Annotated in this window: 22 protein-coding genes and 1 pseudogene; 9 read left to right on the top strand and 14 right to left on the bottom strand. The window is 70.9% G+C overall.

All coding sequences use genetic code 11. The annotated features are described in order from the left end of the window. Positions 1-5: 5 nt before the first annotated feature. A complete protein-coding gene (locus tag FLW16_RS11040) occupies positions 6-974 on the bottom strand; it encodes an alpha/beta hydrolase (protein WP_142559917.1) in 969 nt (322 codons plus the stop codon). A gap of 110 nt (positions 975-1,084) precedes the next feature. Here FLW16_RS11040 and FLW16_RS11035 point away from each other — a divergent pair, with 110 nt between their 5' ends. Continuing rightward, positions 1,085-1,528, top strand: a complete 444-nt coding sequence (locus tag FLW16_RS11035) for a MarR family winged helix-turn-helix transcriptional regulator (protein WP_142559916.1) — start codon at positions 1,085-1,087, stop codon at positions 1,526-1,528. A gap of 31 nt (positions 1,529-1,559) precedes the next feature. Here the strand turns inward: FLW16_RS11035 and FLW16_RS11030 are convergent, their stop codons facing one another. The 8 genes from FLW16_RS11030 to FLW16_RS11005 all read right to left on the bottom strand — a co-directional run bounded on the left by FLW16_RS11030 (position 1,560) and on the right by FLW16_RS11005 (position 7,537). Beyond that, positions 1,560-2,189, bottom strand: a complete 630-nt coding sequence (locus FLW16_RS11030; RefSeq protein ID WP_142559915.1) for a DUF6879 family protein — start codon at positions 2,187-2,189, stop codon at positions 1,560-1,562. Positions 2,190-2,293: 104 nt separating this feature from the next. Next, entirely contained in the window at positions 2,294-2,422 is a 129-nt protein-coding gene (locus FLW16_RS45100; protein WP_260615157.1) for a hypothetical protein, read from the bottom strand. A gap of 80 nt (positions 2,423-2,502) precedes the next feature. Next, positions 2,503-3,141 carry a DUF6879 family protein gene (locus tag FLW16_RS11025; protein WP_142559914.1) on the bottom strand — a complete coding sequence of 213 codons (639 nt, stop codon included), beginning with the start codon at positions 3,139-3,141 and terminating at the stop codon, positions 2,503-2,505. Further along, the gene (locus tag FLW16_RS11020) at positions 3,116-4,330 is read right to left on the bottom strand and encodes a hypothetical protein (RefSeq protein ID WP_142559913.1); all 1,215 of its coding nucleotides are present in this window, start codon (positions 4,328-4,330) and stop codon (positions 3,116-3,118) included. Before FLW16_RS11020 ends, FLW16_RS11025 begins: the two co-directional genes overlap by 26 nt. Before the next feature lie 369 nt (positions 4,331-4,699). Further along, positions 4,700-4,825 (bottom strand): hypothetical protein, encoded by a 126-nt coding sequence (locus tag FLW16_RS45095; protein ID WP_256863343.1) that lies wholly within the window; start codon positions 4,823-4,825, stop codon positions 4,700-4,702. Between the two features lie 80 nt (positions 4,826-4,905). Next, positions 4,906-6,015, bottom strand: a complete 1,110-nt coding sequence (locus tag FLW16_RS11015; RefSeq protein WP_142559912.1) for a ThiF family adenylyltransferase — start codon at positions 6,013-6,015, stop codon at positions 4,906-4,908. A gap of 86 nt (positions 6,016-6,101) precedes the next feature. Next, positions 6,102-6,800 carry a DUF1707 domain-containing protein gene (locus tag FLW16_RS11010; RefSeq protein ID WP_185949361.1) on the bottom strand — a complete coding sequence of 233 codons (699 nt, stop codon included), beginning with the start codon at positions 6,798-6,800 and terminating at the stop codon, positions 6,102-6,104. Positions 6,801-6,802: 2 nt separating this feature from the next. Further along, on the bottom strand, positions 6,803-7,537 hold the full coding sequence (locus tag FLW16_RS11005) for a PadR family transcriptional regulator (protein ID WP_142559910.1): 735 nt from the start codon (positions 7,535-7,537) through the stop codon (positions 6,803-6,805). A gap of 371 nt (positions 7,538-7,908) precedes the next feature. On the opposite strand from FLW16_RS11005, the gene FLW16_RS11000 reads away from it, so the two are divergent. Both FLW16_RS11000 and FLW16_RS10995 read left to right on the top strand, forming a co-directional pair. Then, positions 7,909-8,631, top strand: a complete 723-nt coding sequence (locus FLW16_RS11000) for a metal-dependent hydrolase (protein ID WP_142559909.1) — start codon at positions 7,909-7,911, stop codon at positions 8,629-8,631. 253 nt (positions 8,632-8,884) lie between these two features. Beyond that, complete coding sequence (locus FLW16_RS10995) at positions 8,885-11,659, top strand: aconitate hydratase (protein ID WP_142559908.1); 2,775 nt, start codon at positions 8,885-8,887, stop codon at positions 11,657-11,659. 70 nt (positions 11,660-11,729) lie between these two features. Here the strand turns inward: FLW16_RS10995 and FLW16_RS10990 are convergent, their stop codons facing one another. Both FLW16_RS10990 and FLW16_RS10985 read right to left on the bottom strand, forming a co-directional pair. Beyond that, positions 11,730-12,062 carry a type II toxin-antitoxin system PemK/MazF family toxin gene (locus FLW16_RS10990; protein ID WP_142559907.1) on the bottom strand — a complete coding sequence of 111 codons (333 nt, stop codon included), beginning with the start codon at positions 12,060-12,062 and terminating at the stop codon, positions 11,730-11,732. After that, positions 12,052-12,378 carry a ribbon-helix-helix protein, CopG family gene (locus FLW16_RS10985; RefSeq protein WP_142559906.1) on the bottom strand — a complete coding sequence of 109 codons (327 nt, stop codon included), beginning with the start codon at positions 12,376-12,378 and terminating at the stop codon, positions 12,052-12,054. Before FLW16_RS10985 ends, FLW16_RS10990 begins: the two co-directional genes overlap by 11 nt. 177 nt (positions 12,379-12,555) lie before the next feature. Here FLW16_RS10985 and FLW16_RS10980 point away from each other — a divergent pair, with 177 nt between their 5' ends. Then, on the top strand, positions 12,556-13,281 hold the full coding sequence (locus tag FLW16_RS10980; protein WP_142559905.1) for a sulfite exporter TauE/SafE family protein: 726 nt from the start codon (positions 12,556-12,558) through the stop codon (positions 13,279-13,281). A gap of 79 nt (positions 13,282-13,360) precedes the next feature. Continuing rightward, the gene (locus tag FLW16_RS10975) at positions 13,361-13,639 is read left to right on the top strand and encodes a hypothetical protein (RefSeq protein WP_142559904.1); all 279 of its coding nucleotides are present in this window, start codon (positions 13,361-13,363) and stop codon (positions 13,637-13,639) included. A gap of 25 nt (positions 13,640-13,664) precedes the next feature. Here the strand turns inward: FLW16_RS10975 and FLW16_RS10970 are convergent, their stop codons facing one another. The 3 genes and pseudogenes from FLW16_RS10970 to FLW16_RS45085 form a co-directional block, all read right to left on the bottom strand. Next, a complete protein-coding gene (locus tag FLW16_RS10970) occupies positions 13,665-13,913 on the bottom strand; it encodes a hypothetical protein (protein ID WP_142559903.1) in 249 nt (82 codons plus the stop codon). Further along, positions 13,910-14,191 carry a hypothetical protein gene (locus FLW16_RS45090; RefSeq protein WP_260615200.1) on the bottom strand — a complete coding sequence of 94 codons (282 nt, stop codon included), beginning with the start codon at positions 14,189-14,191 and terminating at the stop codon, positions 13,910-13,912. The genes FLW16_RS10970 and FLW16_RS45090 overlap by 4 nt, the downstream gene beginning before the upstream one ends. Positions 14,192-14,214: 23 nt before the next feature. Next, positions 14,215-14,598: pseudogene (locus tag FLW16_RS45085) on the bottom strand (ATP-binding cassette domain-containing protein); the annotation flags it as partial. 379 nt (positions 14,599-14,977) lie between these two features. On the opposite strand from FLW16_RS45085, the gene FLW16_RS10960 reads away from it, so the two are divergent. The 4 genes from FLW16_RS10960 (at position 14,978) to FLW16_RS10945 (ending at position 19,615) form a co-directional block, all read left to right on the top strand. Further along, a complete protein-coding gene (locus tag FLW16_RS10960) occupies positions 14,978-16,099 on the top strand; it encodes a sugar ABC transporter substrate-binding protein (protein WP_142559901.1) in 1,122 nt (373 codons plus the stop codon). Positions 16,100-16,306: 207 nt separating this feature from the next. Beyond that, positions 16,307-17,083: an ATP-binding cassette domain-containing protein gene (locus tag FLW16_RS10955; protein ID WP_142559900.1), complete on the top strand. Its 777-nt coding sequence runs from the start codon at positions 16,307-16,309 to the stop codon at positions 17,081-17,083. Then, positions 17,080-18,327: a sugar ABC transporter permease gene (locus FLW16_RS10950; protein WP_142559899.1), complete on the top strand. Its 1,248-nt coding sequence runs from the start codon at positions 17,080-17,082 to the stop codon at positions 18,325-18,327. The genes FLW16_RS10955 and FLW16_RS10950 overlap by 4 nt, the downstream gene beginning before the upstream one ends. 82 nt (positions 18,328-18,409) lie before the next feature. Beyond that, entirely contained in the window at positions 18,410-19,615 is a 1,206-nt protein-coding gene (locus tag FLW16_RS10945; protein ID WP_142559898.1) for an ROK family transcriptional regulator, read from the top strand. Positions 19,616-19,746 lie beyond the last annotated feature (131 nt).

Genomic DNA, 19,746 nt, shown 5'->3' with positions numbered 1-19,746 from the left:
GCCGGTCAGGGACGGCCCGCACCGGGGTCCTCAGGGTCCTCAGGGTCCTCCGGGTCCAGAGGCCGGTCCGCCTGTGCCCCGTGCCCGGACTGCACCCGCGTGGACAGGAAGAGGGCGGCCTCGTCGAGCGCCTCGTCGGCCTCGTCGAGGTGGCCGAAGTGGTTCTGGAAGACGTGCGGCACCTGCGGCCAGACCCGCAGCGTCACCTCCACCTCGTCGGCGGCCGCGCGCCCGGCGAGCCGGACGGCGTCGTCCAGCAGGAGTTCGTTCGAGCCGGCCTGCACCAGTAGCGGGGGCAGGCCCCGCAGGTCGGCGAACACGGGGCTCGCCGGCGGCTGAGCGGGATCCTGGCCGGCCAGGTAGAGGGTGGCGAACGCCTGGATCGCCTCCCGGGTGAAGATCGGGTCGGCGTCCTTCTTCGTGAGCATGCTCTGCCCGCCGAGTGTCAGGTCGACCCACGGGGAGAAGACGACGGCGCCCGCCGGCTGCGGCAGGCCGGCGTCGCGGGCCGCGACCAGGGTGGCGACGGCCAGCCCGCCGCCCGCGGAGTCCCCGGCGAGCACCAGCTCCTCCGGTCGCACACCCCCGTCGAGCAGCGCCCGGTAGGCGGCGAGGCCGTCGTCCACCGCGGCGGGGAAGGGATGCTCGGGGGCCAGCCGGTAGTCCAGGGACGTCGCCCGCAGCCGGGCACGGCGCGCCAGCTGGGCGGCGACTCCCGCATGCGTGGAGGGCGACCCAAGGACGTAGCCGCCGCCGTGGAAATGGAGCAGCAGCCCGCGCCCGGTGGCGCCGGCCGGGATCAGGTCGAGCGCGGGACGGCCGGCGAGCACCGTCTCGTGCGCCGCGACGTCGCCGGGCAGGGGCCGGGAGAGTGCCTGGGCGAATCCGGCGCGCTGCTCCGCCAGCGTCGGGTTCGGGTGGACGGGGGCGTTGCGGTGCAGGGCGTCGACGGCCTCGCGCTGCCGGCGGGTCATCAGGACCTCCATGATGTCGGGGTGAGAGGATGCATTCCGTGGAATGCACATGTGATCCTCAATCCGATTACGCGGAAGATGATTCCCTGGAATCTACTGAATCGGCAGATATGACGGACATCACTCGCCTGTTCGTCGATCTCGTCCGGGTCGAGACCCGGCTGTACAACGCGGTGAGCGACCGGCTGCGCGCCGAGCACGGCATCGGCCTGGGTCAGTTCGAGTTCCTGCAGATCATCGACGACCGTCCGGGGTGCCGGGTGCTCGACATCGTGCGGGAGGTGGGGATCACCGTCGGAGCCGTGAGCAAGGCCGTCGACCGGCTCGAGAGCGCGGGCCTGTGCGTGCGCGCGGCGCATCCGGAGGACCGGCGGTCCTCCGTCCTCAGCCTCACGCCGGAGGGTTCCCGGCTCCTGGCCGCGGCCCGCCCGACCTTCGAGGCCGAGCTGGCCGCCCGCACCGCCGCCGTCCCGGCCGCCGAACTCAATCGGACCGCCGCGACGCTCGCCACCCTGCGCGCGGTGCTGGAGGAGCACCGGCGGGACGGGGCCTGAGCCCTGCCCCGCCGGCCGGGGCGGGCGCGGGTCAGGGGTGGCCGGGGCGGGACAGGATCCGCCGGGCGACCGGCGGCGGCAGGTGCGCCACCTCGCGGTCGTGAAAGGCCACCATGTCCTCGGCGTCGGCGTACAGCTCGGCGACGGCTCGGGCGCACTCCTCGACGACCCGCGTGTCGGTGATCCGTCGCCCGCCCACATGGGCGCCGATCTCGTCGTAGAGGACCTCGTACATCAGGTCCCTGTCGAGGATCAGCAGTTCGGGCAGCGGCGCACGGCTCTCCAGGTCGCGTACGGACCGGGCGTGCAGCGCCCGTGCCCGCTCGCCCGCCCGCGTGCGCGCCGCGAGCAGGACGATCTCCCACTGCAGATACGGCGTCGGCGGCATCTCGACGATCCGCAGCCGGCGCAGCTCCGCCCGGGGCGGCAGGTCGTCGGCGAAGCGCATCTCGTCCATCAGCGCGAGCGACCGGTCCCAGTCTCCGCTCATCATGGCGACCCAGCTCGGGGTGTCGGGTTCGTGGAAGTGCTGGGCGCGTTCCAGCTTCCATACCACGCCCTCGATCCGGCGTAGGTGGTCGTAGAGCTCGGTCCGGTACTCCACCGCGGGAAGCACCTCTCCCGCGGCCTGTCTGACGTGCTCGAACGCTTCTCCGGGCATGAAGTCTCCTTCGGCCGAAGCCGAATCGCTGGTAGGAGCGCGCCAGGCTCCGGCCCGGATCTGGAAACGTGGCGCGCGTGGGTCTTCCACGGACGTCTGGTGAGTCAGTTCCCCGTCGAGTTGCTGCACACGGCCGTCTCCGTCGCGTCCAGCAGCCTGATCCTGATCTGCCTCGTCCCCGCCGTTGCTTCGGTCTCCTGCACCACCTCGGGTTCTGGCTCGGCCGGATTCATCTCACCCTCCGTTCGTCGGCGTGGCCGCAGACTCTCCCCCGAGGGCGACATGTCGATCGTTGGCCGCTCCCGTTCAGGGGTCAAGGCCCAATCTGGGCGGGCTTCTCCGACAGGCCGGGCGGAGGCGGCAGCGGGGCCACCTCACGTTCGAAGAACGGCAGCAGGTCTTCGCCCTCGCCGTACAGGGAGACCAGGGCGGACAGGCAGGGGGAGACGACGCCGGGATCGGTGACCCGGCGGGCGCCGACCGCGGCCCCGATCTCGTCGTAGCGGACCTCGTACAGCAGGCCCGGCCCGAAGACCACCAGTTCGGGCAGCGGCGCCCGGGTCTCCAGCGGTGCGACCGCCGCCGCCGCGAGCACCCTGATCTCCTCGCCGGCCGCCACCCGTACGGCGAAGATCTGCGCCTCCCACTGCAGGTAAGGGGTCAGGGGGAGCTCGACGACGCGCAGCCGCCGGAACGGGGCCCGCTCGCGGTACATCGCCGTCAGCGGGGTCCGCATCTCCTCGATGAGCTCGACGGCCAGCGCCCAGTCGCCCGCGTCGGCGGCCCGCCAGCTCGGCACGGCCGGCTCGTGGAAGTGCTGGGCGCGCTCCAGCTTCCACACCACCTCCGCCGCGTCGCGGTAGACCTCCTCGAACTCGGCCTGGTAGGCGTCCAGTCCCAGGAACTCGCCGTCGGCGGCCCTGACGTCATCGAACACTTCGCTCGGGATCACGGTTCCTCCTCAGCAGTCCGGCGGCACGGCGCGCCTTCGGGCCGTGCCTGCGCCACCACGTCGTGGCCCAGAGGACGTGGAACCCGGTGACGACCAGCACCGTGACCACGCCGTCCGCGGCGGCGACCCAGCCGGGCGGGTCGAGCAGCGCGCGCACGGAACCGGCGAGCAGGCCCAGGGTCGCGGGAATCGTCACCGCGACGGCGAGGCAGAGGCACAGCGCGGTCCCGGCGAGGAGCAGCGCGGTGTACGCCCGGACCCACCGGCCCTCGGCCCGCGGCAGCCGGGCGAGCGGATCGGCCGACCGGCGCAGCAAGGCCCGGCGGCACACGTGCGCGGCGTACGCGGCGGAGTCGCCGTACAGGTTCCTGCAGCCGGTCATGTCCTGCAGGACGAAGTAGAGATCGGTGCGCATGAACACCAGGAACTGCGTCGACAGCATGACCAGCGCCGTCATCGCGACGACGGACAGGGCCGGATGCGGACCGGCCGGCACGGTCAGCAGGAGGCAGACCGCGCACACGGCGGCGTCCAGCGCCATGCCGGACAGGTAGACCGTCAGCCGGACCCGGCGCTCCGCCAGCCAGATGCCCGACACCTCGGTCTGGGCCGTGAGGAACTGCAGACGGGTGCCGAACCTGATGCGCCCCGGCACGCCGGCGGCGCGAGCCGTGCACAGATGGGCCAGCTCGTGCAGGAGGATCAGCAGCCACCCGGCCGCCGTCTGCGCGAGCAGGACCGGCGTCCCGCGGTCGCTCCAGAGCAGGTCCCGCCAGCCGGGTACGACACCGGGCCGCAGCAGTGCCACCGCGGCCCCGGCCAGGATCACGGTCGCCAGGGCGGCGTGCAGGAACGGGTTGAGCGTCCACCGCACGTGGCGGGGCAGCAGCCGGGGAAAGGTGGGCGGCGGGGGAGGGTCCGCGGGAACGGGGGTCCCGTCGACCGCCGCCACCAATCCCGCACGGACCAGCCCGTCGACGAATCCGCCCACGTTCATCCGGGTTCCGGTCTCCGCGCCGAGCCGCCGCTCCACCTCGGGGACCGTCGCCCCCTCCTGGAACAGGCGGATGACCCGCATGCCCTGCGCGGGCACGGCGATGACGTCGCCGGTCTCCACCCGCCCGACGATCCACTCCTCGCGATCCCGGCGTACCCCGAGATCGTGCAGGGTGACCCGGGTCGGTGTCATGACGAGTGGCCCGCGGGGCGCACCGGGGCGGGCGAACGGCCCGCCCCGGTCCCGGTGCCCGGCAGATCACGCCCTGCCGCGCGTGGCCCTGGCGGGGCCTCGCCGCGCATCACCCATGGGGAACTCCTCGAAGGCACGGGCTTTCCGCCGGGCCCGGAATCGTCGCCCCGCCCGTGGGAATTCCCCGCGTACTCGGAATTCCTCCGGGGCCCGAAATCCCGCTCGCGAAAATTCCCCGCAGGCTCGGACTTTCCGCGGGACCCGGGAAAGACGCCCATGGCTCCGCTGCGGCCTCCTTCGCCTTGCGATGCGTCCACCCGGATCCCCGCTCCTGACGGGCAGCATGTGTCAGGCACTCGCGGGCCGGCCTCAGGTCGAGTTCCCCTGGCTGAAGGCCGTCGTCTCGATCTTGTCCAGTCTGCGGATCGCGATCTCGGCCGCGGCGGGCTCGGCCGCTTCCTCCGGCTGGGTCTGGTTTTGCTCTTGAGGGGTCATCGAGCACCTTCTGTTGTGGATTGTTGGTGCGGACCTCGCGCGAGAAAACATCTAAATGTTCGGATGTCACACATGATCGGTCAAGTCCTATTTTCTGACTCGGTCGATTTCCGCTGACTTCCACAGACCGGGCATTCCGGACGAGGCGGATGCCGGACCCAGACGTGCTGGTCCGGTGCGATGAGGTTCAACCCGACGACCGTTCCGGTGGTGGGCTCGGGCACTCCGGTGATCAGCGAGATCACCGAGTGGGCGACCAGGTGGCCCGAGACGCCGGCGGAGGCGGCGACCACGCCCGGTCCTCCGAGGTCCACGGGAAGACCCGGCCTGCGGCGGCGCGCCTCGCCCGCGGCCAGGCACTCGTAGCAGGCGCCCCGACCGGGGGCGAAGGCGCCCACGGTCACGAGGGGACCGTTGTAGCCTCCGCCGACCCACGGCACGCCGGCCCGCGCGCAGATCCGGTTGGCCCAGATCCGGATGCCGGGCTCCCTCGGCTCGTCGGCGCACAGCGCGAGGACGTCGGCCCCCGCCACCACGGACAGCAGGTCCCCCTCGCTGCCGATCGCCCGCCGCTCGCCGGTGACCTCGATGTCGGAGTTCAGCCGGCGCAACCTGCCGACGGCCGCGTCCACCTTGGCGCGGCCGAGGTCGTCCTCCGTGTAGAGGACCTGCCGGTTCAGGTTCGACAGCTCCACCACGTCGGCGTCGACGCAGTGCAGGCGACCGACGCCGGAGGCGGCGAGCGCCCACGCGGCGTGGCTCCCCGTGCCGCCGAGGCCCAGCACCACGACCCGGGCGGTCCGCAGCCGCATCTGCGCGTCCCACCCCTGCCGTCCCGGCGCGAGGTCGACCTGGTGGAAGAACGCCTGGCTCCTGTCGTACCGCTCGCGCTCCCGCTCGCTGAGCTCCCCCGGTATCGGGGCCGAGGCGTCCTCCACATGTCCCGATGCGATGAGGGCGGCGACGATCCGCGACGCCTGGGGCGCGGAAACGCCGGGCAGCCGCCGGCACACGGCCTCCGCGACGTCGGCGGGAGACCGGGTGCCGTCCATCAACGTGAGCGCGGCCCACGCGCCGCCCGTCGGATCGCTGATCTCGGTGGCCAGCCCGTAGATCTCGCCTCCGATGCGCACCGTTCCGTCGTCGAAGCGGTGCGGCTCGTGCTTCCGCTTGACCCGTGGCAACAGCACGTGTCCCGGTTCCTCCTCGGTAGACGGCTGGACGCGGTCCTACCGAGAAGTCATCACCTGGAGCTCCTTTGTGCAAGACCCGGATGTCAGTGCCGGGTGTGGTACCGGTGGTGACGACGGTGGTGCGTCAGGCCGAGCACCACCTTCACCAGCAGGGCGACGAACAGGAGCTTGAGCACCAGGAACGGCGGCCACATCGGACCGGCCGCCAGCACGACGATCGCGGCCACCGGGATGAGGAACATCGCCGGATGCCGATGGTGGCCGTGCCGCCGCTGGACCATGCCGCGTCCCCAATTGCCGGGTGTCCATTGGGGGCCGTACGGGGCGTACGGCCCGCGCGCGCCCATGGGGGAGCCGGAGAAGGAACCGGGGAAACCGGGCACGCCGACGGACGGGAAGCCGGGACGCCACGGGCCCCCGGCCCGCGGGTCGCCGGCCCAGTGCCCGCCGCCCGGCGCGCTCCCCGTCCGGGCGTCGCCCGGCCACGCGCCGGGCAGGTCGGCGGTCACCCGCCGCAGGTCCTCGGCCGTTCGCGCCGAGAGCGTCGCATCGAGGCGCTCGTCGAGTTCCTCACGGGTGATGCGGCCCTGCGCGAACGCGTCGTGCAGGAGCCGCGTCACCTCGTCGCGCTCCCGGTCGCCGATCCGCAGCACGCCGTGCGCGGACGCGCCGCGGGCCGGACCGCTCGACGGGGCGTGGCCCGTGGCCCCGGCACCCGGCGCGTCGCCGCCGCGGGGGGCGTGTGCGCCGCCTGCGGCGGCGGGCTCGTCGGGGGAGACCATCGTCATTCCTCCACAGGGTCGCCGTCGGCGAGGATCTGGTACAGCTGCCGCCTGGTCTCGGTCAGGACCTGCCTCGCCTGCCTGACCTGCCCCTCGCTGCCCGAGTGGGCGATCTGGAACAGCGCCGACGCCGCCTGCCTGGACAGGTCGAACAGCTCGTGGACGTTGTCCCCGATGTCCGGCGTCATCTCCTCCCAGGGCGCCCGGACCTCGTCCCCATGCTCCTCGACGTAGGCGCGGCCGGCCTCGGTGAGCTGGAACGTCTTGCGCCCGTCGGTCTCCTCCGCGCGCACCAGGCCCTCGTCGGTGAGCTGCTGCAGCGCCGGGTAGACCGCGCCCGGGCTGGGCTTCCATCCGCCCTGGCTGCGCTCGGCGATCTCCTGGATGATCTGGTAGCCGTTGCGCGGCTCCTCGGCGAGCAGGGCGAGGATCGCCGCCCGTACGTCACCACGCTTGGCCTTCCTGGGCCGTCCGAAGCCCCGGGGGCCGAACGGGAAGTTGCCGCCCGCCCACGGCGGTCCGAACGGGCCGGGCCCGAAGCCGCCCCAGGGGCCGCGCCCCCGCATGCCGCCCCTGTGCCGGTGCTCGTGAGGGCCCCCGCCCTCGTGATGTTCCTGGTGCCACATGACTGCCCCCTTCACCAGCGCCTCGCGCAGCGCGCGCCGCATCTCGTGTCTGAACCGGTGTCCGAACTCCGGACGGGCCCAGGGCCCGCCTGCCGCGTGTGCCGAACTCATCGCAGTGCCCCCTTCTGGTTCACGATTCGTCTGGTTCACGATCCGTTCTCGATGTCTCAACGATATATCGCGATTGTTCTGGCGACAATCCCCGGGTAAGAGTGACATAGCTCACGCGGAAGTTTTTTGAGTACGGGGAACAGGCCCCGAGACCGTAGCGTTATCTCTCACGAAGACGGGATCGTTCTGCTCTGAGAGGGCTGGGGGGTGCTCTTGGAGCGGGACGATCCCGTCTTTGTCTTTCCCGGCCGCCGTCGCGCGGAACGTTCCTGCCGTCGCCGTGCCGGTGGGTACGACACGGGCCCGGGCCGCTGGGCGCTTCGCGGAATTTGTCGGTGCTTTGCCGTAGAGTCTCAAAGCGTGATCTTGTCATGATGGGGCACTCGCACGCCCTCAGCGGGGCGGCGGTGTGGCTGGCGGTCGCGCCGGCCCTGGTGGCGCTGCCGGACGCGCTGGGACATCCGGAGCTGGCGACGTTGACGGGGCCGATCCTGACCCCGCCCGAGCTCGTCGCGGGCGCCGTGGTGTGCGCGGGCGCGGCCATGCTGCCCGATCTCGACCACCCCAGCGCCACGATCGCCCAGACGTTCGGACCGGTGACCTGGCTGCTCAGCAAGGGTGTGAACTTCGTGAGCGGCGGGCACAGGCACGCCACCCACTCGCTGCTGTTCAGCGTCCTGATGGGAGTGGGCGCGCACCTGCTTGGCGACCGCTACGCCATCGGCCGCGACATCCTGGTCGTGCTGATGATCGGCCTGGCGATCCGCGCTGTCGGCATCGGCGTGCCCGGCAAGACGCTCACCTCCGCGATCGTGAACGTGGGACTCACCGCGGGGCTGTTCCTGACCTTCATGACGCTCGGGGTCACCTATTCCTGGCTGGGGCTGGCCATCGGGGTCGGCTGCCTGGTGCACGTGATCGGCGACTGCCTGACGGAGCGCGGCTGCCCCGTCTTATGGCCGATCAAGGGGCGCTGGCTCCTGCCGTGGGACATCGGCATCAAGACCGGCAAGGCGTTCGAGAAGCAGTTCCTCGGCCCCGCCCTGTCGATCGTGGTGATCGCACTGTTCTGCCTGCGGCTGATGCCCGCCTGAGCGGGGGCGCGCCCACGCGTCCGCAGGAACTTCCCGAAAGCTGAAAAACCCGGCTGTTTGCCGACGTCAGCGCTATGGCCGATGACCTACCTGTCAGTAACTTGATGTCGAGATATCTTGAGGGATATCTTGACGTCGAGACATCCGTCGACCCGCACAGGTTAGGGCAACCTAATTGCCAGGAGTGTCCCGGGCGTGCGGGAGGATGCACACGAAACCTGAGACAAGCCCGGAACCTGGGGAGGCGAACTTCGTGTCCGCGAACAGCTTCGGCAGCCGTGACACGCTGCGCGTCGGTGACGCGTCATACGAGATCTACCGGCTGGACGCCGTCGAGGGGTCGGCGCGCCTCCCGTACAGCCTCAAGATCCTGCTGGAGAACCTGCTCCGCACCGAGGACGGCGCGAACATCACCGCCGACCACATTCGCGCCATCGCGGGCTGGGACCCGAACGCCCAGCCGAGCGTGGAGATCCAGTTCACCCCCGCCCGCGTGATCATGCAGGACTTCACCGGCGTGCCCTGCGTCGTCGACCTCGCCACGATGCGCGAGGCCGTACGCGACCTGGGCGGCGACCCGGCGAAGATCAACCCGCTCGCGCCGGCCGAGATGGTCATCGACCACTCGGTCATCGTCGACTTCTTCGGCCACCCCGACTCCTTCCAGCGCAACGTCGAGCGGGAGTACGAGCGCAACCGCGAGCGCTACCAGTTCCTGCGCTGGGGCCAGACGGCGTTCGACGAGTTCAAGGTCGTCCCGCCCGGCACCGGCATCGTCCACCAGGTCAACATCGAGCACCTGGCCCGCGTGGTCATGACCCGCGACGGCAAGGCGTACCCGGACACCTGCGTGGGCACCGACTCCCACACCACGATGGAGAACGGCATCGGCGTGCTCGGCTGGGGCGTCGGCGGCATCGAGGCCGAGGCCGCGATGCTCGGCCAGCCGATCTCGATGCTGATCCCGCGGGTGGTCGGCTTCAAGCTGACCGGCAAGCTGCCGGCCGGCGCCACCGCGACCGACCTCGTGCTCACGATCACCGAGATGCTGCGCAAGCACGGCGTGGTCGGCAAGTTCGTGGAGTTCTACGGCGAGGGCGTCTCCAGCGTGCCGCTGGCCAACCGCGCCACGATCGGCAACATGAGCCCCGAGTTCGGCTCCACCTGCGCCATCTTCCCCATCGACGGCCAGACCGTCGACTACCTCAAGCTCACCGGCCGCTCGCCGGAGCAGGTCGCGCTGGTCGAGGCGTACGCCAAGGAGCAGGGCCTGTGGCTCGACCCCTCGGCGCCCGAGCCCGTCTTCAGCGAGTACATCGAGCTCGACCTGTCGACCGTCGTCCCGTCGATCGCCGGGCCCAAGCGCCCGCAGGACCGCATCCCGCTGGCCGACGCCAAGTCGGCCTGGCGCGCGGCGGTCCGCACGTACGTCACGGACGAGTGCATCGAGGGCCCCGCCGACGAGGCGTCGGCCGAGTCGTTCCCGGCGTCGGACGCTCCGGCCATCTCCCACAGCGGGGCGGGCGACGTGCCGCACGCCGTGCGGCGTAACGGCGAGCGGCCGCACCGGCCGACCCCGGTCACGCTGTCGGACGGCACGTCGTTCGAGATCGACCACGGTGTCGTCACGATCGCCGCGATCACGTCCTGCACGAACACCTCCAACCCGTACGTCATGCTCGGCGCGGCCCTGCTGGCGAAGAACGCGGTGGACAAGGGCCTGTCGCGCAAGCCGTGGGTGAAGACGTCGCTCGCCCCGGGCAGCCAGGTCGTCACCGGCTACTTCGAGCGGTCCGGCCTCCAGCCCTACCTGGACAAGCTGGGCTTCAACCTCGTCGGCTACGGCTGCACCACCTGCATCGGCAACTCCGGCCCGCTGGAGCCGGAGATCTCCGCCGCGATCCAGGAGAACGACCTCGCCGTCACCGCCGTGCTGTCGGGCAACCGCAACTTCGAGGGCCGGATCAACCCCGACGTCAAGATGAACTACCTGGCCTCGCCGCCGCTCGTGGTGGCGTACGCGCTGGCCGGGACCATGGACATCGACCTGAACAACGAGCCGCTCGGCGTCGGCTCCGACGGGCAGCCGGTCTTCCTCAAGGACGTCTGGCCCGCGCCCGAGGAGGTCGCGGCGGTGGTGTCGGAGTCGATCAGCCAGGACATGTTCCAGCGTGACTACGCGGACGTGTTCAAGGGTGACGAGCACTGGCAGTCGCTGCCGATCCCGACCGGCGACACCTTCGAGTGGGACCCGGAGTCGACGTACGTCCGCAAGGCGCCGTACTTCGACGGCATGCCCGCCAAGCCCGAGCCGGTGACGGACGTCCGGGGCGCCCGGGTTCTCGCCAAGCTGGGCGACTCGGTCACCACCGACCACATCTCGCCCGCGGGCTCGATCAAGGCCGACACCCCGGCGGGCCGCTACCTGCGCGAGCACGGCGTCGAGGTCAGGGACTTCAACTCCTACGGCTCCCGCCGCGGCAACCACGAGGTGATGATCCGCGGCACGTTCGCCAACATCCGGCTGCGCAACCTGCTGCTCGACGGCGTCGAGGGCGGCTACACCCGCGACTTCACCAAGGGCGGGGAGCAGGCGTTCATCTACGACGCGTCGCAGAACTACCAGGCCGACGGCATCCCGCTGGTCGTCCTGGCCGGCAAGGAGTACGGCTCGGGGTCGTCGCGTGACTGGGCGGCCAAGGGCACCGCGCTGCTCGGCGTGCGCGCCGTCATCGCCGAGTCGTACGAGCGCATCCACCGGTCGAACCTGATCGGCATGGGCGTGCTGCCGCTGCAGTTCCCCGAGGGCGAGAGCGCCGACTCGCTGGGCCTGACCGGCGAGGAGACCTTCGACATCGTCGGCGTCGAGGAGCTCAACACCGGCTCGACCCCCGCCACCGTCACCGTGCGGGCCGGGGACGTCGAGTTCCAGGCCGTGGTGCGGATCGACACGCCCGGCGAGGCGGACTACTACCGCCACGGCGGCATCATGCAGTACGTCCTGCGCTCCCTGCTCGCCAAGAGCTGAGCCCACTTCATATCGGACATGACGCTGTCCTGGACGGGATCTCAGTCCCGTCCAGGACGACGCCGCCGTTCTACAGCATGTCGACGACCCAGTCGGCGATCTCCGACAGTATGTCGGGCGGCACGACTCCGATCCTTGTGCCGAATCGTTCAGGTGAGAGCGCGCGTAGCTGTTCGACCATCGCCCAGCTTGTCTTCGGCAGCCCCGTTTCCTCAGGCGCTATCTCGATGTGCGTGTCCCAGCCGCGGAATCGTGTCGTCAACGGGACGGCAAGCACGGGGTCCCGTACGAGCCTGTTGAAGATGTCGTTGCTGACGATGAGGGCAGGCCGGTCGTACCCTTGCTCGCGGCCGATCGGCTCGCCGAGGCTCGCCCACCAGATGTCGCCTTGCCTAACCCTCATCCCTCTCCTTGGGCTCGTTGGGGAGATCCTCGGGCAGATCGATCAGACCTTCCCACTCGGGGGCGACGCGGTCTGACGGAGGGCCGAGCCACAGGTCACGTTCTGCGACGTACTCCGCCCAGCTCTCCGGGTCCTCTCTTCGTGTCCGCTCCATCTGCTCTGCGACACGCTGCCAGCGGAGCTTCTTCCTGTGCTCCCTCACGGCGTCCTCGACCAGTGCGGTCATGCTCTTGCCTTCCTGCTCCGAGAGTTGCGCTATCAGGTCTCTGATCTCGACGCTGACCCGGATCGTCGTGTGGCGTTGCTCGCTCCCCATACCGCGAGGCTACGATCCTGTCTACAAAAAGCGCTATGGCGATGTCGCCACGTGGGAGTCTAAGAAGGCTCTGATTACTATCGCAACATATTCCAATTACTGACGGTGATTGTCCGAGTTCCTGGGCTTGGATAACCGGTTGCCGGGCGGCACGGGGGCACCGCTAGGGTCCCGCGCATGGATCACGAGGTGGCGTTGCTGCTCATCGCGGGCGTGGCCGTCTTCATCGGGGCGGTCGTGCAGGGCGGGGTGGGGTTCGGGCTGGGCCTGGTGGCCGCACCCCTGATCACGCTGCTCGATCCCTCGGTCATGCCGGGGGCGGTCCAGGTCGTCAACATGGCGATGCCGCTGTTCACCCTGGCCAGGGAGTGGCGCAGGGCCGAGTGGCGGGGAGCGGGGTGGGCCCTGCTGGGCAGGCTGCCGGGCAGCGCGATCGGCGCCCTCGTGGTCGTCTACGTGAGCGCGGCGACGCTCGGCGTGCTGGTCGGCGTGATGGTGCTGGTCGCGGTCGTGCTGACGGCCCGCGCCGTGTCCGTGCCGCGCAACGGCGCGACGCTGACGGCCGCCGGGTTCCTCTCGGGGATCACCGGCACGGCCACCGGGATCGGCGGACCGCCGATCGCCCTCGTCTACCAGAGCGCCCGCGGCCCGCAGATCCGGGCGACGCTGGCGCTGTTCTTCTGCGTGAGCGCCGCCCAGTCGCTCGTCATCCTCGCCGTCCTCGGCAGGCTCCCGGGGCGCGCCCTGGCCGCGGGAGCGGCGCTGGTTCCCTTCGTCCTGCTCGGCTTCGCGGCCTCGGGGCCGCTGCGCCGCTACCTCGACGGCGGGCGGGTCCGTACGGCAGTCCTGGCGGTGGCCACCGTCTCGGCCTGCGCCCTGCTCGGGCAGAGCCTCGCCCACTGAGCGCGCCTGTCCGAGATCCGAGGGCTGGACAGTCCCTCTCAAGATCGGCAGTCTTGTGTCCTCACACGTAGGGGGACTGATGATCAGCAGCGTCATGGGGGTGCTCGTCTCGCTCGCCATTTCGGCGACCGTGATGTTCTTCGTCATCTACTGGGCCGTGCGGCTGGGGCTGCGGCACGAGCGGGTCAGGGCGCAGCACGCTCAGGTGGTTCAGCAGCCCGCATACGCTGCGCCGCAGCAGCCTTACGGGCCGCCTCCCGGTTACGGCACAACGCAGCCAGCGCAGCCGGTGCATCCCGTCCAGCCTGTGCAGTCCCCGCCGCCGCCCTACGGGCCGCCTCCGGGTCACGGCGGGTAGCCGTACGGCGCAGGCGCGGGATCGGTCAGGCGGACGACTCCCGCAGGCGCTCGACACGGACGCCGCGCAGGAGCGGTTCGGCGGTCGCCGCGGCGGCGACCAGGCAGGCGGCCAGGGCGGCGGCGGCCACGAGGACGGCCGGTCCGGGGACGATCGCGTACGCGAGCGCCGGCGTCAGCGGCGGCTCGGCGAACTCGGGCACCCGGGGCAGCGCCACGCGGGCGGCCGTCACACCGGCGAGCACGCCGGTGACGGCGGCCCACGTCAGCGTCACGGCCTGCTCGACGAACGGCAGTCCCGCCGCACGTCCAGCCTCATGACGCCGAGGTCGCCCGGCGGATGCTCGAAGTCGGCGGTGCCGGTGGGCGTCGCCTCGACACGCAGCCCGCGCAGCTCGCACGTCCCCGTACGGCAGGCCGGGGGCAGCCCCCACTCGTAGACCGTGCGCCCGTGCTCGGGCCGGGCAAGGGGGAGCACCGAGGGCTGGTCCTGCCCAGAGACCCGCACGTTCGCGAACAGGACGATCGTCCAGCCGGGAGGGATGTCGCCCACGGCTCCTCGCCGAGGTGCTCGGCGTAGGCAGTGAGACGCATGCGCGCCAGCGCCTCGGCCGCCTCCGCCCCGGCCTCCCGGGTTGTACGGCCGGCGGCGCGCAGGGCGACCTCCACGTTCTCCGCGGCGGTCAGCAGCGACAGCAGGCCGTAGGACGGGAAGACCAGCGCGGTCTCCCCGCGCAGGCCGGGGCGCTCGCCGAGCGGCACTCCGCCGGCCGGCACGCGACCGGCGGCGGGCTTCAGCAGGCCGGCGAGCGTGGTCAGCAGGGTGGTCTTCCCCGAGCCCGAGGGGCCGACGAGGGCGACGCGCTCGCCCGGTGCGATGTCCAGCGACAGGTCGTGCACGACCTCACGGCCGCCGGCGCGGCAGCTCAGCGACCGGCAGGACAGGACGGGCTGGGGCATCACCGGCCTCCGCATCGGCCGGCCCCACCGCCACACACGGGGGGCGTCCCTGCCGACAGTAGGAGTCGCGGGGTCACGAACATGTCACGATCATCCGTCGAGCCGGGTGGTACGCGACGCCGTCCAATGTTGATCGTGCGTTTCTTCATTGTTACCGCGGACAACAAACGTTACCGTCCTGTGTCTTTCACCACCTGGGCTTTGGGCTTACGTTGTCTCAAACAACATTCCTGGAGCGGTGAACGCCGTGACCCGGCCCCTGCCGTACCGGGTGGCCAAGGTGCCTACAGCCCACAAGATCTGCCCAGACGGCGGGAAGGGGCACCGGCTCGGCCGCACCCCCTCATAGACCCCCAGCCAAAGAAAGGACCCACGCATCATGCGCAAGGGGATCCTCAGCATCGGCGCCGCCGCCGCGGCGCTCACCCTCGGTCTCACCGCCTGCGGGGGCGAGAGCGGTGACACCTCCGCGCAGTCCAGCGGCGCCCCCTCGGCCGCCGCCGGTGACGCCAAGCCCGGCAAGATCGGCGTCATCCTGCCGGACAGCAAGTCCTCCGCCCGGTGGGAGACCGCCGACCGCAAGTACCTGGAGGAGGCGTTCAAGACGGCGGGCGTCCAGTACGACATCCAGAACGCCCAGGGCGACAAGACCGCGTTCCAGACGATCGCGGACCAGATGATCACCAACGGCGCGACCGTCCTGATGATCGTCAACCTCGACAGCGGCACCGGCAAGGCCGTGCTGGACAAGGCCAAGTCGCAGGGCGTCGCGACGATCGACTACGACCGCCTCACGCTCGGCGGCAGCGCCTCCTACTACGTGTCGTTCGACAACACGGCGGTCGGCAAGCTGCAGGGCGAGGGCCTGGTCAAGTGCCTGACCGACAAGAAGGCCGACAAGCCGATCGTCGCCGAGCTGAACGGCTCGCCGACCGACAACAACGCGACGCTGTTCAAGCAGGGCTACGACGGCGTGCTGCAGCCGAAGTACGACTCCGGCGACTACAAGAAGGGCCCGGACCAGTCGGTTCCCGACTGGGACAACACCCAGGCCGGCACGATCTTCGAGCAGATGCTGACCCAGGAGCCGAAGATCGCCGGTGTCCTGGCCGCCAACGACGGCCTCGGCAACGCCGCGATCTCGGTGCTGAAGAAGCAGAAGCTGAACGGCAAGGTCCCGGTCACCGGCCAGGACGCCACCGTGCAGGGCCTGCAGAACATCCTCGCCGGCGACCAGTGCATGACGGTCTACAAGGCCATCAAGAAGGAGGCCGACGCCGCCGCGCAGCTGGCCGTCTCGCTGGCCAAGGGCGAGCAGCCGCAGGCGAGCGGCTCGGTCAAGGACACCGAGGGCAACCGTGACGTTCCCTCCGTGCTGCTGGAGCCCCAGGCCATCTTCTTCGACAACGTCAAGGACGTCGTGGCCGACGGCTTCGTGAGCAAGGACGAGCTGTGCACCGGCGACTTCGCCGACAAGTGCACCGAGGCCGGCATCAGCTAAGCACATCCATCCACCGGGTGCGTACGGCGACGCGGACCCCCCTGAGCGGGTGACGTGCTGAGCCGCGACGAGCACCGTGCGGGGCGCCCCGACCTGACAGGGCACCGTTCTGACCAGGCACAGGGCGCCCCGCACCGCCCGGAGCGACGAGAGGCGGCCCGGAGAACGGCGCCGTACCGGCCCCATCGATCTACGGAGTAGCCCATCGTGTCCCAGGGACCGATCCTGGAACTGCGCGGCATCAACAAGAGCTTCGGCCCCGTGCAGGTCCTTCACGACGTCGCCTTCTCGGCCTATCCGGGTGAGGTGACAGCACTCGTCGGCGACAACGGCGCCGGCAAGTCGACGCTGGTCAAGTGCATCGGCGGCATCCACCCGATCGACTCGGGCGAGTACTTCTTCGAGGGCGAGCGGGTCCACGTGAGCGGGCCCAGGGACGCGGCGGCGCTGGGCGTCGAGATCGTCTACCAGGACCTCGCCCTCTGCGACAACCTCGACATCGTGCAGAACATGTTCCTCGGCCGCGAGCGTCGCAGCGGTCTGGTCCTGGACGAGGACACGATGGAGGAGATGGCGGCCAAGACCCTGGCCGGCCTGTCGGTCCGCACCGTCAAGTCGCTGCGCCAGCACGTGTCCAGCCTTTCCGGCGGTCAGCGGCAGACCGTGGCGATCGCCAAGGCCGTGCTGTGGAACAGCAAGGTCGTCATCCTCGACGAGCCGACCGCCGCCCTCGGCGTCGCGCAGACCGCCCAGGTGCTGGAGCTGGTCCGCCGCCTGGCCGACAGGGGTCTCGCGGTGGTGCTCATCTCCCACAACATGAACGACGTCTTCGCCGTGTCCGACCGGATCGCGGCGCTGTACCTGGGCCGGATGGCGGCCGAGGTCAAGGCATCCGAAGTGACCCACGCGCAGATCGTGGAACTGATCACCTCCGGGCGCAGCGGGGAGCTCGGCCTCAAGAACGGCAACGGAGCGGCATCATGACAACCGAAACGCTCCCCAAGCAGGAGAACGCCGAGTCCGCGCTCGGCGGGCACGTCAAGGGCTACCTCGAGCGGGTCAAGGGCGGTGAGCTGGGGGCGCTTCCCGCGGTCTTCGGCCTCGTCATCCTCTGCGTGGTCTTCTCGGTCCTGCGCCCGGCCTTCCTGTCGGCGGTCAACTTCGCCAACCTGTTCACCCAGGGCGCGGCGGTCGCCGTCATCGCCATGGGCCTGATCTTCGTGCTCCTCCTCGGCGAGATCGACCTGTCCGCCGGTTTCGCGAGCGGCGTCTGCGCGGCGGTGCTCGCCGTGCTGCTGACCCTGCAGGGCTGGCCCTGGTATCTCGCGGTCCTGGCCGCGATGGTCACCGGCGCGGTCATCGGCCTGGTGCTCGGGTCGCTGGTGGCCAAGCTCGGGATCCCGTCCTTCGTGGTCACGCTGGCGGCGTTCCTGGCCTTCCAGGGCGTCGTGCTGCTGCTGGTGAAGGACGGCACCAACATCTCGATCCGCGACGAGACGATCCTCGCGATCGCGAACAAGAACGTCCCGCCGGTCGCCGGCTGGGTGGCGCTCGTCGTGGGCGTCGCCGCGTACGCCGCCATCCAGTTCGTGCAGGCGCGCCGCCGCGCGTCCCGCGGCCTGGTCGCCACCCCCATCGCGGTCATCGCCGCCCGGGTCGTGACGCTCGCCGTGGTCGCCGGGATCGCGGTGTACGTGCTCAACCTGGAGCGCAGCCGCAACGCGGCGCTCGTGTCGCTCAAGGGCGTACCGATCGTCGTCCCGCTGATCGTGATCCTGCTGATCGTCTGGACCTTCGTGCTGCGGCGCACCGCGTACGGCCGGCACATCTACGCGGTCGGCGGCAACGCCGAGGCCGCCCGCCGGGCCGGCATCAACGTGGACCGCATCCGCATCTCCGCCTTCGTCATCTGCTCCTTCATGGCCTCGCTCGGCGGCATCATCGCGGCGTCGCGGGCCAACTCGGTCGACCCCAACACCGGCGGCAGCAACGTGCTGCTGTTCGCGGTGGGCGCGGCCGTCATCGGCGGCACCAGCCTCTTCGGCGGCAAGGGCCGGGCGCTCGACGCGCTGCTCGGCGGCGCGGTCGTCGCGGTCATCGAGAACGGCATGGGCCTCATGGGCTACAGCGCCGGCGTCAAGTTCGTCGTGACCGGCTCGGTGCTCCTGCTCGCCGCGGGCGTGGACGCGCTGTCGAGGAAGCGCGCGGCGGCGACCGGCAGAAGATGACGTGATCGGGACCGATAAGGTGATCTCCGACCCCTGACCTGCTCAGGTTCCCCCCGACCCCACGGAATCCGAGGCTGCCCCGATGATGCGCGCCGGTCCCTCACAGGAGGAGATCCGCAAGCACAATCTGGGGACGCTGCTGCGGCACGTCCATCTCGGAGGGCCGACCTCGCGGGCCGAGCTGACCTCGCTGATGGGGCTGAACCGGAGCACCATCATGGCGCTCACGGCGGACCTGACGGCGGCCGGCCTCGTCAGGGAGGAGCTGCCCAAGGACACCGGCCGGGCGGGACGGCCGTCGCTGGTCGTCCGCCCGGAGACGGCCCGCGTCTACGTGCTCGCCTTCGAGGTCGGGGTCGACCGGCTGGCGGCCGCGCGCATCGGCCTCGGCGGCGTGATCCTCGACCGCCGCGAGGCCGTGCGGGCGCGCGGGCCGTTCGACATGGCACAGGTCGTGGGGACGCTGGCGGGCTTCGCCCGGCAGATGCGGCGCAGGACGCGCGAGGACACGATCTGCGTCGGCGCGGCGGCGGCGGTCTCCGGAGTGGTCCGCGCCTCCGACGGCGTGGTGAGGATCGGGCCGAACATCGGCGCGTTCGAGATGCCGCTGGGGGAGGAGCTGACCAAGCGGCTCGCGCTCGGGCTGCCCGTGGCGGTGGGCAACGAGGCCAACCTCGGCGCGCTCGCCGAGCACACCCGCGGGATCGGCGCCGGCTGCCGCGACCTGATCTACCTGCACGGCGACGTCGGCATCGGCGGCGGCATCATCGTGAACGGCCAGCTCCTCGGGGGGTTCGGCGGGTACGGCGGCGAGGTGGGCCACATGGTGGTCAACCCCGACGGCCGCCCGTGCGCCTGCGGCTCGCGCGGCTGCCTGGAGGCCGAGGTGGGGGAGCCGGCCCTGATGGAGCACGCCGGCCGGTACGGCGAGATGATCGGCAGGGACGCGGTCCGCGCCGTCGTCGACGCCGCGGACCGGGGCGACGTGATGGCCCAGGAGGCCCTCGCCCACGTGGGCAGCTGGCTCGGGCTCGGCGTGGCCAGCCTGGTGAACATCTTCAACCCCGAGATGGTCGTCTTCGGCGGCATCCTGCGGGAGATCTACCTGGGCTCGGCCGCCCAGGTGCGCAGCCGGATCGCCACGGGCACCCTGCGCGCGACGCGGGAGCAGGTGCGGCTGCGCACCTCGGCCCTGGGCGACGACGCGACGCTGATGGGGGCGGCCGAGCTGGCCTTCGCGCAGGTGCTCGCCGACCCCCTCGAAGCGCTGTCCCGAGTAGCCCCCTGAGCCTCTAGACGAGTAAGTCCTAAGTCGCTGTGAGGCGGGCTGTGGGAAAGGGCGAAGGGTGTCGATGATCCGTTTGTGACGACAGACATCAACACCCTTCTCACCGCACTGTACGTCAAGATCGATGACTG

Origin of the sequence: Microbispora sp. KK1-11 (genome assembly GCF_006874435.1) — a bacterium.
Classification (GTDB): Bacteria; Actinomycetota; Actinomycetes; order Streptosporangiales; family Streptosporangiaceae; genus Microbispora; species Microbispora catharanthi.
This window is presented reverse-complemented; position numbering and strand designations above follow the sequence as displayed.

Coding starts and splice junctions, on each gene's coding strand:
- FLW16_RS11040 (WP_142559917.1), bottom strand. CDS start 974: ATGACCCGCCGGCAGCGCGAGGCCGTCGACGCCCTGCACCGCAACGCC.
- FLW16_RS11035 (WP_142559916.1), top strand. CDS start 1,085: ATGACGGACATCACTCGCCTGTTCGTCGATCTCGTCCGGGTCGAGACC.
- FLW16_RS11030 (WP_142559915.1), bottom strand. CDS start 2,189: ATGCCCGGAGAAGCGTTCGAGCACGTCAGACAGGCCGCGGGAGAGGTG.
- FLW16_RS45100 (WP_260615157.1), bottom strand. CDS start 2,422: ATGAATCCGGCCGAGCCAGAACCCGAGGTGGTGCAGGAGACCGAAGCA.
- FLW16_RS11020 (WP_142559913.1), bottom strand. CDS start 4,330: ATGACACCGACCCGGGTCACCCTGCACGATCTCGGGGTACGCCGGGAT.
- FLW16_RS45095 (WP_256863343.1), bottom strand. CDS start 4,825: ATGACCCCTCAAGAGCAAAACCAGACCCAGCCGGAGGAAGCGGCCGAG.
- FLW16_RS11010 (WP_185949361.1), bottom strand. CDS start 6,800: ATGGTCTCCCCCGACGAGCCCGCCGCCGCAGGCGGCGCACACGCCCCC.
- FLW16_RS11005 (WP_142559910.1), bottom strand. CDS start 7,537: ATGAGTTCGGCACACGCGGCAGGCGGGCCCTGGGCCCGTCCGGAGTTC.
- FLW16_RS11000 (WP_142559909.1), top strand. CDS start 7,909: ATGATGGGGCACTCGCACGCCCTCAGCGGGGCGGCGGTGTGGCTGGCG.
- FLW16_RS10990 (WP_142559907.1), bottom strand. CDS start 12,062: ATGAGGGTTAGGCAAGGCGACATCTGGTGGGCGAGCCTCGGCGAGCCG.
- FLW16_RS10985 (WP_142559906.1), bottom strand. CDS start 12,378: ATGGGGAGCGAGCAACGCCACACGACGATCCGGGTCAGCGTCGAGATC.
- FLW16_RS10980 (WP_142559905.1), top strand. CDS start 12,556: ATGGATCACGAGGTGGCGTTGCTGCTCATCGCGGGCGTGGCCGTCTTC.
- FLW16_RS10975 (WP_142559904.1), top strand. CDS start 13,361: ATGATCAGCAGCGTCATGGGGGTGCTCGTCTCGCTCGCCATTTCGGCG.
- FLW16_RS10960 (WP_142559901.1), top strand. CDS start 14,978: ATGCGCAAGGGGATCCTCAGCATCGGCGCCGCCGCCGCGGCGCTCACC.
- FLW16_RS10950 (WP_142559899.1), top strand. CDS start 17,080: ATGACAACCGAAACGCTCCCCAAGCAGGAGAACGCCGAGTCCGCGCTC.
- FLW16_RS10945 (WP_142559898.1), top strand. CDS start 18,410: ATGATGCGCGCCGGTCCCTCACAGGAGGAGATCCGCAAGCACAATCTG.